This window comes from Botrimarina colliarenosi (assembly GCF_007859955.1).
GTDB classification, from domain to species: Bacteria; Planctomycetota; Planctomycetia; order Pirellulales; family Lacipirellulaceae; genus Botrimarina; species Botrimarina colliarenosi.
In genome coordinates, this window is record NZ_SJPR01000007.1 from 34,743 (window position 1) to 46,301 (window position 11,559).

At 66.3% G+C, this 11,559-nt stretch carries 10 protein-coding genes and 1 tRNA gene; 4 read left to right on the plus strand and 7 right to left on the minus strand.

The window, feature by feature from the left end:
• The first annotated feature begins 104 nt into the window (after positions 1-104).
• The 3 genes from leuD to Pla108_RS18365 are packed head-to-tail and all read left to right on the plus strand — an operon-like array spanning position 105 to position 1,936.
• Positions 105-722: a 3-isopropylmalate dehydratase small subunit gene (gene leuD / locus Pla108_RS18355; protein WP_146446438.1), complete on the plus strand. Its 618-nt coding sequence runs from the start codon at positions 105-107 to the stop codon at positions 720-722.
• Positions 697-1,593: a hypothetical protein gene (locus tag Pla108_RS18360; RefSeq protein WP_146446439.1), complete on the plus strand. Its 897-nt coding sequence runs from the start codon at positions 697-699 to the stop codon at positions 1,591-1,593. Before leuD ends, Pla108_RS18360 begins: the two co-directional genes overlap by 26 nt.
• Positions 1,594-1,615: 22 nt before the next feature.
• Positions 1,616-1,936, plus strand: coding sequence for a hypothetical protein (locus Pla108_RS18365; protein ID WP_146446440.1), 321 nt, complete (start codon positions 1,616-1,618; stop codon positions 1,934-1,936).
• A 95-nt stretch (positions 1,937-2,031) separates the two neighbouring features.
• On the opposite strand, the gene Pla108_RS18370 is transcribed toward Pla108_RS18365, so the two are convergent.
• Positions 2,032-2,292, minus strand: a complete 261-nt coding sequence (locus tag Pla108_RS18370) for a hypothetical protein (protein WP_146446441.1) — start codon at positions 2,290-2,292, stop codon at positions 2,032-2,034.
• 186 nt (positions 2,293-2,478) lie between these two features.
• Positions 2,479-4,194 (minus strand): SpoIIE family protein phosphatase, encoded by a 1,716-nt coding sequence (locus Pla108_RS18375; protein WP_146446442.1) that lies wholly within the window; start codon positions 4,192-4,194, stop codon positions 2,479-2,481.
• Positions 4,195-4,389: 195 nt separating this feature from the next.
• Here Pla108_RS18375 and Pla108_RS18380 point away from each other — a divergent pair.
• A tRNA-Gln gene (locus Pla108_RS18380) sits at positions 4,390-4,461 on the plus strand.
• Positions 4,462-4,728: 267 nt separating this feature from the next.
• Here Pla108_RS18380 and Pla108_RS18385 read toward each other — a convergent pair.
• The 5 genes from Pla108_RS18385 to Pla108_RS18405 form a co-directional block, all read right to left on the minus strand.
• On the minus strand, positions 4,729-8,202 hold the full coding sequence (locus tag Pla108_RS18385; RefSeq protein ID WP_146446443.1) for a beta strand repeat-containing protein: 3,474 nt from the start codon (positions 8,200-8,202) through the stop codon (positions 4,729-4,731).
• A gap of 287 nt (positions 8,203-8,489) precedes the next feature.
• Positions 8,490-9,263, minus strand: coding sequence for a UvrB/UvrC motif-containing protein (locus Pla108_RS18390; RefSeq protein ID WP_146446444.1), 774 nt, complete (start codon positions 9,261-9,263; stop codon positions 8,490-8,492).
• Between the two features lie 151 nt (positions 9,264-9,414).
• A complete protein-coding gene (locus tag Pla108_RS18395) occupies positions 9,415-9,873 on the minus strand; it encodes a hemerythrin domain-containing protein (protein WP_146446445.1) in 459 nt (152 codons plus the stop codon).
• A 389-nt stretch (positions 9,874-10,262) separates the two neighbouring features.
• Positions 10,263-10,697 (minus strand): alternative ribosome rescue aminoacyl-tRNA hydrolase ArfB, encoded by a 435-nt coding sequence (arfB, locus tag Pla108_RS18400; protein ID WP_146446446.1) that lies wholly within the window; start codon positions 10,695-10,697, stop codon positions 10,263-10,265.
• The gene (locus Pla108_RS18405; RefSeq protein ID WP_146446447.1) at positions 10,679-11,536 is read right to left on the minus strand and encodes a sugar phosphate isomerase/epimerase family protein; all 858 of its coding nucleotides are present in this window, start codon (positions 11,534-11,536) and stop codon (positions 10,679-10,681) included. The genes arfB and Pla108_RS18405 overlap by 19 nt, the downstream gene beginning before the upstream one ends.
• Positions 11,537-11,559: the final 23 nt, after the last annotated feature.

Below are 11,559 nucleotides of genomic sequence, written 5' to 3' on the forward strand. Positions count from 1 at the left end.
TCGTTAATTACGCTTGCGTGCGTCACAACGATCGCTTCAACACAGCTAGGTTTCTTGTGGCTAACCCGCCCAATCCGCAATCCGAAATCCGAACTCCGCAATCGATGACCCCCTTCACCACCCACACCGGTCTCGCCGTCGCCATGGATCGGGCGAACGTCGACACCGATCAGATCATCCCCAAGCAGTTCCTCAAGCGGATCGAGCGGACCGGCTTCGGTCAGTTCCTCTTCTGGGACTGGCGGGCGGATGAGAACGGCGTCGAGAACCCCGACTTCGAGCTCAACAAGCCCGAGGCGAAGGGCGCGAGCGTGCTCCTCACACGCCGCAACTTCGGCAGCGGCTCGAGCCGCGAGCACGCCCCCTGGGCGCTGGAGGACTACGGCTTCCGCGTCATTGTCGCGCCGAGCTTCGCCGACATTTTCTATAACAACTGCTTCAAGAACGGCATGCTGCCGATCGTGCTCAGCGAGGAACAGGTCGAGGACCTCTTCCAGCGGGCCGCCAAGCACGCCAACGACGCGGGGGGCTATCAGCTGACGGCCGACCTGACGTCGCAAACGCTCACCGACGAGCACGGGCTCAGCCTGTCGTTCGACGTCGACCCGTTCCGCCGCCACTGTCTGCTCAACGGGCTGGACGACATCGGCCTGACGCTTGAGAACGAGGACAAGATCACCGCCTTCGAGGCCCAGCATGTCCACGCCGCACCGAGCGCGTAAGCGGCTCGCCTGGGCGGTCGCGTTTGTCGGGATGGCTGGTGGCGCAATGGCCGCCGAGCCGACCGTCGCCCTCGACGGCCTCGACAACCCGGCAGCGATCGCGGTCCGTGAAGGGCCGCGTGGCGGGATCGAACTCGTCGTCGCCGAAGCGGGCGCCGGCCGTGTCACCGCGGTGGTGCTGCTCGGCGAAATGCGGCAGGGCGCGGTGACGCTCGCCGATGGCGTTGCCCCAGCGCCGGCGGCGCTCGCCTGGTCGGCCGACGGCTCCTTGTATGTCGCGAACACAGCGATCGCGGCGTACGCCGTTGAACGCCCCGCCCTGCCCGCCACGCAACGGTCCGTCGCCGAGGCGGCGACTCCGCTGCATCGGTTCACCGCGCTCGCTCCCATCGGGGAGTTCGTCTACGCGATCGGCGACGGCGCCCTCTGGCGCTGCCGCCGTCTCGCCGATCGCCTTACCGAGATTCGTCGCGTCGAGACGAGCGGCGACTTCATTGGCCTCGCGACCAACCGATTGGGCTACCTCGCGGCGCTCACACAGGGACAAGTCGGCCACGCATTGCTTTTTCTCGACCCCGAAAAGCCCAACGCCGCCGCGACCGACGCCATCTTGGTGACCGGTCTCAAGGAGCCAACCGCCCTGGCTTATGGCGCAGTCGCCCGGCCGAGCGAACCGCGGCTGTACGCGCTCGACCACGACGGCGTCTATCGCCTCGACGCCCGTGTCGGCGCCGACGGCTTCGCAACGGCGACCGCTGTCCAGGTCGCCGAGGCGGCGGCGCCCGTCGCGATGGCTTTCGGGCCCGACGGCGCCCTCTATCTTATCGAAGCGGACGGCAGCCAGGTGCTCCGGTTCGCAGGCGACTTCTAACCCCCTACCCCTCGGCGGCGCCATGACCCGACGCGAAAAGATCGAGACGATGCTCGCCGACGACCCGACCGACACGTTCCTGCGCTACAGCCTAGCGATGGAGCTCGACAAGGAAGGCGACCACGACGCGAGCCTCACTCGGTTTGCCGAGTTGACGAAGGACGCGACGCCGTACGTCCCCGCCTACTTCATGGCCGCTCAACAACTGGCGCGCCTCGACCGAGTGAACGAGGCCCGCACCTACTTGCGCGACGGCATCGACCAGGCCCGCGCCCAAGGCGACGCCCACGCCGCCGGCGAGATGAGCGAGTTCTTGGCGTCGCTCGGCGCGGCGGGGGAATGATTGTCTAGCGCAGAGACGCGGAGACGCAGAGGGGGCTCACGCTAAGGCGCGAAGCAGCAAGCAAAGCCGAACCGCGACCGTCAGGGAGCGACCAATCACGATTCCGTTAAGTTGTACTCAGGCCACACCAGACGCACTGCCAGCTCGCAATCTGAAAAGATGCCAGTCAGATTATCGGTTGCGTTATCGGGAATGACTTTGTGGATCCGTCGCACCATCGCGCCGAGTTCGCCAAGCATTTCTGACGAAGTTGTGTAGGCATCCGTACGCGTCTGGCGAAGCCAGCTTGCATCCTCGTACAGCCCAATTTCTTGAAGGCCGCACTCCAGGGCCTCAAAACAGTCAAGGTTTGGCATGATGTAGATGCTCGTCGATTTCCAACCACCATCGGAGTCGGTTGGTCGCTCCCTGACGGTCGCGGCTCAGCTGCTGGATAGCGCTGCTTTGCGCCTTCCCGTCTTGGCGTGAGACACTCCGACGACTTGCGTCGCCGGCTCGCCTTCATCGCTCTGCGTCTCCGCGTCTCTGCGCGAGACAAAACGCTAAACGGCGTCGCGGCCGAAGACGCACAGGCACATGTCGTCGGATTGGTCGAAACCGTCGACGAACTTCTTGACGTCGTCCAGCACGTGCTGCCCCAGGTCGGCGACGCTGACGGCCGCGAGCTTGACCTGCTCGATCAGACGCTCGGTCGTGTAGAGGTCGCGGTCGGCGTTCATCGCCTCGCTGAAGCCGTCGGTGTAGATGGTGAGCGACTCGCCCGGCTCGAGGGTGATCGTGGCCGACTCGAACTCGAAGTCGTCGATGACGCCGATCGGCAGGCCGGTGATCTCCTCGTGGACCTCGACCGCCTCGCCATTCACGCGGCGGAGGATCGGCGGCATGTGGCCGGCGTTGGCGAGCGTCACCTCGTTGGTCGCCGGGTCGACAATCGTAAAGATCATCGTCACGAAACGGTCGTCGAGCCCCTGGGCGGCGAACGCCCGGTTGACGTACTGGACGGCCTTGGCCAAATCGGGCTCGGTCGCCAGGGCGAAGCGCACGTCGCTCGAAAGGCGGGCCATGACGATCGCGGCGGCCACGCCCTTGCCGGCGACGTCGCCGAGGATCACCGCGAAGCGGCCGCCGGGCAAGTTGATGTAGTCGTAGTAGTCACCGCCGACCTGCCGGGCCGAGTCGTAGTAGTCGAAGAACGTGTAGCCGATCGTGTTAGGGGGCGTCGACGGCAGCAGGGCCCGCTGCATGCGGGTCGCCAACTCGAGGTCGCGTTGCAAGGCGCGTTGCGAGATGACCTCGTCGTGCATCCGGGCGTTGTCGACGGCGACCGACGCTAGGCTCGCCACCGCGGCGAGGACGTCGAGGTCGTCCTCGGTGAACCGGCTGCGTTGGTTGAGCGTGTCGATCTGGATGACGCCGAGCGGCTCTCCCTCGCTGTCGAGCAGCGGGACGCACATCATCGAGCGGATCTGGAACTGAGCGATCGATTCGGCCATGCCGAACCGTTCGTCCGTCGCGGCGTCTGCCGAGAGGATCGCCTTCTTGCCGGTCATCGCCTCTTCGACGATGGTGCGGCTGATGCGGGCCGCCTCCTCCATCTCGCCGCGGCGGGTCTTGGCGGCGACCGGCACCAGGGGGGCGTCGGGCGCCGGCCGCATGACGACAAAGCCCCGGTCGGCCTGCGTGAAGACCTTGAACAGGCTGTCGAGCAGCTTGGGCAGGACCTCGTCGATCGAGATTGCCCGGCCGAGGCCCTTGGAAATCTCCACCAGGGCGGCGAGCTTCACCTCGGGGCGGGCCGACATCGACCAGCCGGTGTTGCCGCCGACGTCGCCGCCGAGCTGGATCGTCTTCTGGTAATCGCCCCCGCTCTCCTCGGCGGTCGACTCTTCGCGACGGTCGTCGACCATCTGGACGAGGCTCGACTTGGTCTCGCCGGTGCCGCCCAAGAGCGACGGCTTGCTGCCCGGGAGGCCTGATTCGTAGGCGAATTCCTGGTCGCAGATGCCGATCCGGTCGCCCTCGCGGAGGACGGTCGAGGCCTCGATCCGTTGGCCGTTGACGAACGTGCCGTTCCGGCTGCCGAGGTCCTCCACGACGAACTGGTCCCCCTTGCGGATGACCTCGGCGTGGCGACGGCTGACGGCGGCGACGTCGAGCGAGACCTCGCAATCGCTGCTCCGCCCGATCGTCGAGCGCTCGGCGGTGAGGGGGAACCGCTTGCCCGGTTCGACTCCTTGGACGAGACGGAGGTGGGCCATGGGGTCGCGGCGGGTCAGCGGGGAGGCGGGCGACAGCTTGCGGCCGACCGAGAAAACGCGGCCGACTGCCGGAGTTTAGGGCAGTGGCCCCCCTGCCGGAAGACGTCCGGACTTGATCCCCCGCCCGCTGCGCCGTAATCTTCTGAATCTCGCGGCCGACGCCGGGCTCCGGCCCTCAGCGGCCGCGGGACCGATTGGGGATTGGTGTAATCGGTAGCACGATGGATTCTGATTCCATTAGTCGGGGTTCAAGTCCCTGATCCCCAGCTTGCGGTTTTCTTGCCGGCGGTGTTATCCCTTGCCGGCGATGCTTTCCGAGGCGGACGCGTCACCGTCCTTGACCTGCCCGGTGCGACTGCCCGCGGCTAGCGCCGTTCGGCTCAAGCAGCCGCGCCATGCAGTGAGCCGACGGCGCTAGCCGCGGGTCGTGGCGGGTTCGACTCTCCGCATCAGAGCTCGCCCCCCTAACGAACACCGACGCCCCGGCCCGATCGGCCGGGGCGTCGGTCGTTCATAAACTCTCAACCGGCTCGTTCAACCGCGGCGGCGGGTCGCTAGGCCGGCCATCGCGATCAGCACGAGGCCCGCCGCGGCCGGCTCGGGGACCGAGGCCGCCGTCGCGAAGGCCATCGCCGGCGCCGGAGCGACGGCGCCGTAGTTGGCCGCCCAGACGGCGTGGTCCGCGGCGGCGACGCTCCCCGGTGTCGGGTCGCCCGGCAGCGTGACGGCAAGCCCGAGGTTGTCGCGGTAGACCGTGTAGTCGGCGGCGTCGACCATGCCGTCGTTGTTGAAGTCGCCCGGCAGGAGCAGTTCGACCCGGACTTGCACGGTCGTGGGGTTGTAGACCGCCTCCCAGACGAGGCCGTCGCCGAGCGGAGCGGCGCCGGTGTCGAGATCGGCGAACGCGCCGAGAACGCCCCCCGCAGCCGACAGGACGGTGAAGCTCGACCCGAGCCCCGGGTTGAACCCGCCCAACAGGTCTAGCGACAGCGTCCCGTCCACCTCGGCGATGCCCGAAGCGACGATCCGGTCGAACGCTCCGACGCCGGCGCCGGCGATATCGACGTTCCAGAGCCCGGCGACGGACTGGACGAAGTCCGCCACGTCGCCCCTTCCCGTCCCGCTGCCGGCGATCTCGAGGTCGCCGTCATTGGTGACTTGCACGCCCACGGTGGCGCCATCGAGCAGCGTCATCCGGCTGCCGTTGACGTTCCGGAGTTCGCCGGCGCCCGCGAAGCTCGCCCCCACGGCGATCACCGTGTTGAGGTTCTCGACTTCGAGATCGGCGTTGAGTGTCGTGCTGCTGCCGTTCTCAAAGACGACCGTCCCCCCGACATTGATCCGCGACCGCGCGCCGGAATCGACGATCACCGTGCCGCCGATGTCGGTCGCGTTGGTCGATCGATAGGTGCTCTCGAACAGCCGGAGCGTCGAAGCGGGCTCGAACTCGAGCTCGAAGCCGTTCGCATAGACCACGCCGAGGCCTGCGTCGACCGTGCCGGTAAAGAGCACCGGGGCGTTGTCACGCAGTTCGAGGGTCGCCTTGCTGGCGTTCAAGGAGCCCGTTCCGGTTGTCCCGTCCCAATCGTTGAGCGGGTTATCGACGACGAGGGTCCCTGAGTCCGACGCGGTAATCGACGAGTTGTTGATGACGCGGGCGTTGATGGTTCCCTTGCCGTTGACGCCGCCGACGCCGTTGTTGGTGATGGTCGAACCGGTCAGGGCGCCGAATTGCAGCGAGACGCTGTTCGTGACGTTCGTGTTCCAAGGGTTGGTGACGTTGAGCACGGCTGCGACGCCATTGGTCCCGATCGTACCGACGTCGGTGACGCCTCCGTTGATGTCGAGCTGCCCCCCTTCGGCGATCACCTGGGCGGTTCCGTCGGCGTTGATCGACGCGTTGATGACGCCGCTGCCGCGGAGAGCGGCGCCGCTGCTGATCTGCAACTCGCCTGGGCCATTGATCACGCCGCCGTCGATTTCGTTGGTCGCTCCGGCGACGAGCGTCCCGCCCTGCAGACGGAAGTCTTCGCCGACACTGTTGATATTCAGCGCGCCGCCGCTGAGCTTGATGCGGGCGTTGGAGGTTCCGTCGCCGGTGACGTTCAGTTGGGAGCCGCTGTCAAAGCGGAGCGCCGATCCTCCTGCGGGAGCCGGTAGGAACAGGTTGCCACTGGCGTTGCCGTTGTAGTTGAGGCGGCCCGCGTTGTCGAAGACGACGTCGCCGCCGCCGGCGAGGTTGACGGTCAGTGAGCCGGTGTCTTCGACCGTAATCGTCGTGTCGATGCCGTCGCCCGAGTCGTCGATGCTGTTCGCATTAATGGTGAGCGCCGCCCCGTTGTTGACGGTCGTTGTGCCGTCGTCGAGGTCGATCGTATCGACGCCCCACGTCGTGTTGTTGACGATCGTGGCGGTCCCTTTCTTGAACACGCCGCCGCCGTTGTAGGTTCCGCCGCTGTACGAAGCGACGCCGTGGTCCAGAACGCTGCCGGCCGCAATCACGACCCGTGCGGACGGGCTGTATTCGCTCGCGGCGTTGATGCGGAGCGTCGAATCGCCGGTGACGTCGATGTCGCCGTCGATGACGAAGGTCTCGCCGTTGATCGTCGAGGTGGCGCCGCCGGCGGCGTTGATCTGGCCGTTCGAGGTCAGGCTCCAGTCGTTGTCGGCCGTGGTGACATCCAGCTCCCCGCCGTTGAGATTGATCGTGTGATCGAAGTCTTCATCGGCGCCGACGCCGAGGTCGAGGTCGAGGTTGCCGCCGGCGTTGATCGTGGTGACGTTGGTGACCAAGCCCTGCCCATCAAGATTAAAGTCGGGCGTGTCGATGTTCACGGTCGCATTGACGATCAGCGACGCGTGGGAGTCGCCGCCGGGGATCATGTTGAAGTCGACGCCGCTCAGGAAAGTCGCGTCGGCGTTGAAGATCATCGTCCCGCTGTTATTGATAGCGCCGGCCGATGCGGTCACGGCCGAGTCGAACTGGAGCGAGTCCCACGCGTCATCCACATTGATGACGCCGCCCGTCATCGCCCAAACGCCGCCCGCGATCCGCGCCGCGGCGCCGGGCGACGGGTCTTGGCCGATGATGACAAAGCCGAACGCAGGGGTGTTGGCGTTGATCGTTCCCGACGAGAGCGACCAGGCGTCTTGGATATCGATCGTCGAACCGGTCGCCAGGTTCATGGTCCCGTCGAACGAGTCGCCGAAGGTGCTGACATCGATGTCGAGCGTGGCGTTACCATTCGCGTTGAGCACGCCATTGCCGCCTCCGTCCCAGTCGAAGCGGGCGTCGGGGCTGGTCGCTGTGATCTGCAGCGTGGTCGCTGGCGGGGCGAAGAGGAAGATCGATCCGAGGCTCGACGCGGTGATCTCGCCGTCGTTGGAGAGCGCCGTAAACACGGCCCCGGCGCTGGCCGTTTCGAGGTCGAGCCGGCCGTTGCCGATGATTTCGCCGCCGGTGTTCACGTCGAGCAGCCCGCTGTCGACCTCGACGACGGCCGTTCCGACCCCCGCCTGCGAATTGAGCGACACCGTGCCGCCGCTGTTGATCGTCAACGTGTTCGTATCGAGCCCGTCGCCGGGCCGGCCGTAGATCACGATCGAGCTGCCATTGTCACCGACCGTGGTGGCGCCGTTGACAATAAGCTCGCGCGTGTTCGCCGCCGTGGCGCCGTCGTCGGTGCTGTTCACGACGTCCGCGCCGTTGGTGATCGTGAGCGAGCCGATCTGAGTGGCGATGTCGAACAGCGTCCGATCGTTCGCGGCGTTCGCCAGGTTGCCGATGAAAATGTCGGCGTTGACCGGGACGGCGCCGTCGGGGCTCCAGTTGCCGTTGTCGCTCCAGAGCTTGCTGGCGCTGTTGCCGGCGTCGTCCCAGTTGATCGCGCAGGCGGCGTCCGGGGCCATCACGATTGAGCAAGCGGTCGCGGCGCCGATGGCCGACCTCCGCAGCGCTTTTGTCAGGCGGCTCGTAGGGGTCCGGTGGCGCGAAAAAGGCCGACGCATGGCAGGGCTCCGAAGAGAGGGACAGATCCAGAGCGCCGCCAACGGACGACGCCAGTTGTCCTGCCAATCAGAGAGCCCCGCCCCGGCCCGACAGCGACGGAGAGAGAAATCTGAGAAAAGTTTCCTGGAGCCCGCTCCGCCGTGGGCCACTGAGGGACACAGGGGGGAGGGGGGCGCCCCGGGTACACAGGTTCTTCACCCCTCCCCGACCCTCCCCATCAAGGGGAGGCGGATATAACTGGCGACGGTTTCGCCCAATGGAGTCGCCATGAGAAGGCGAAGACGACCTAAGCCTGGCGGCTGCTGTCGAGCCGGCTGCGGCGGGCGATGCGGTCGCGCAATTCGGCGGCCAGCTCGTACTGCTCGCGGGCGATCGCGTCGGCCAACAGCTCGGAGAGGGGCGCCTTGAGGTCGTACTCGACCAGGATCGAGCGACGCAGCTCCTCCAGGCGGTCGACGAAGTCGAGCGACTCGTCGTCCCCGAGGTCGTCGCCGATGATGGCGGAGAAGTCCGCCAAGGCCTCGCGAAGGGTGCGGACCCCGTCGTCGATCACCAGGACCGCTGCTTCCGGGTCGGTCCGCTGCAACTCGGCGAGCGCCGCCGCCTGGGTGCGATGGAACAACACGAAAGGGCGGTACTGCTCGTGCTCTTCGACCCACTCGTCACTGGGCGCGTAGGCGGAACTGAAGTCCATCAGAGCGAGCGTGTGGTCCGCGTCGGCGACCACCTTGTCGAATTCCCGCAGCGCGAGCCACGCCACCCGGCGGTGATAGTACTGGACAAACTCGCGATCGATCTCAGAGCAGTGTTCGTCGTCAAGCTCGAAATCGTCGCCCGCGGTCGCCTCTTCGACCCGAAGGGCCTCGAGGTAGGAGTCTTGCCCGCCGGGCCGCGTGCCATCGGGCCTGCCGGCGACCTCGATCTGAAGGACCCCCAAGTCAATCCGCAACTGCAGGACCGGCCTGCCATCGGCGCCGTGGGCGCGGCGGGCCGAAACCTCGCCATGGGCGTACGACCAATCCTTGAGTAACGAATCGAAGTCCAGATTCGATGGATTCATTTCAGGGCCGCTAGGTTGCTACGAATGCATTTCACTATGAGCATTCTACTACGCAACCGGTCGTCGAGGCGAGCCGCGAGCCGGTCTCCGGGGCAAATGGCGGTTTGCCCCATCGGAAACTCCGCCCCCTCAAAAAATGCGGGCGCGACGGTCAGCCCTCGCCCCCCTCGTCCATCGTGTGGGTCTCTTGGAGCAGAGTGATCTCGTCGCGGTCGTGGCGATCGACCTCGTCGAGCAATTCGCGAATCGCCCGGCAGGCCGACTCGAATCGCTCCGATTGCCAGACCCCCTCGTCCTCGATCTGAGGGATGAGCTTGCCGATATGCTCGCGGAGCTGCTTGTGCTCGGCCCGCAGCAGATCGACGCGGTGCTCCCAATTCGGCCGCACGCTCGAGACGCCGGGCAAGTAGCCCCCCTCTTCCTCGAAGCTCATGAGCCGTTCCAGATGCCGGCAGAAAGACCGCAGGGCAAACCGGACACTCGAGCGTTTGCGGCTCTGGCTGACCGAGGGCGCGCGCCAATCGACCATCACCCGCAGCGCTTGTTTGATGTGCGAAAAAACTTGCTGCTCGGTGGTCAGCCCATGTGTGGCGACTTCATTAGCGATCATCGATCCCTCCCTTCAGACTGGCGACAAACGGTCGCGTCCAACCCGGCCTAGCCACAGACCCGGGTCAGAAACCGACCTGAAACAACGTCCCTCCGCGGCAGCCAAGACCTAAAACCCTGCCGATCGTTCCGACTTCCGGAAAGACGACTTCTCTTGCTGGCGAACTTATCTTGTTGGCGAACCTACAAAATCAGCTGAACGGCTCGAGCGACGCGTGACGCCCCGGCAGATGAAGAAGAGGAGGAGCGATCGATGAAAAGAACCGGTCGCATCACGCGGGCTGCTGTAGCGAGCGCCTGCAGTTTACCCACCAAGAACGCGGAATCAAAAGAATTCTTGAGCCGGCAAACCGGGCAAACTGGGGAGAAAATCGCCGTCGGTCGCCCGCGCTACGACTCTTCGTCCGGCTTTGCCCGGCGAGACGCCTTTTTCGCGGCGGTGGTCCGCTTCGCCCGTAGCCGGCGTTCTTGCGAACCGCGGGTCGCCTTGGTCGGGCGGCGGACCTTCGGCCGCGCAACGGCCGACGTGATCAGCGCGCGGAGCCGATTGAGACACTCGCCGACGTTACGGCCCTGTTCGCGGTGCGTGTCACTCGCGATCACCAAGTCGCCGTCGCGCGTGAGCCGCCCGGCATGGCGAGCCAGCAGCCGCTGCAACACCGCCGGCGGCAGAGCGGCCGATTCGGCGGGACGCCACCGGAGGACCGCCTTCGTGTTGACCTTGTTGACGTTCTGGCCGCCGGGCCCGCCGCTGCGCGCGAACGAGAACTGGATCTCGCCCCTCGGGATCGCCAGCCAGTCGTTGATTACGAGATCACTTTGCACGCGTCGATGCGGGTGGGGGTCGGTTCACTCAAGACATCCGCTGTCAGACGTGTGAACGCCCGACGCGACTGCCGCAAGACGCCATGATAATCGACCGCATCGAACGCAGGCCCCATCAACTTGACGTCGAAGAACCCGGCGTAGCCCGCTTCGACCAGCGTTTGCACGATGCCCGCGAGCGGGGCCTGTCCCTCACCGAGCGGGACGCGGCTCTGGTCGACGTCGTGCGGCTGGTCGACATCGCCCAGATGGACGACCGCCAAGTAGCCGGCAAGTTCGCGCAACAGGGGCCAATCGGCCGCTTCGATCGGGAAATGGTAGGTGTCCAGCGCCATCCGCAACGCGGGCGACCGGTACTCCTCGAGCAATTGCAGCGTTTCGGGCAGGCTGGTGAGGATGGTCCACCCCTCGGCGCACGCCGCGTGCATCGGCTCGATGGCGATCGGCACGCGGGCCGCTTCGGCGTAGGGGAGCAGCCGGTCGAGGGCCGCCCGCAACAGCCGGCCGGCGTGGCGGTTGGTGTGGCTGTTGCGACCGCCGCTGTGGATGGTCAGGCACTCGGCGCCGAGTTCGCCACAAAGTTGGAGGGTGTCCTGCGCAGCGGCGATATTCTCTTCCGACCCGGCGGCGTCGGCGCCGGTGAAGCCCCCTTCCCACGAGACATTGGCGACGGCCAGCCCGCTCTCGAGGAGCATCTCGGCGGCCCGCTCCTCGCCGAAGTCGCGGAGCTTGCGGACCCAGACGCCGATCCCGTCGTAGCCGGCGTCGCGGCAGTGCAGTAGGTCTTCTTCAAAGGACCACCGGTAGGTCGTCAGTTGGTTCATGGACAACCGCGCCATAGCCGCTCCGTAGCCGTGGGGTG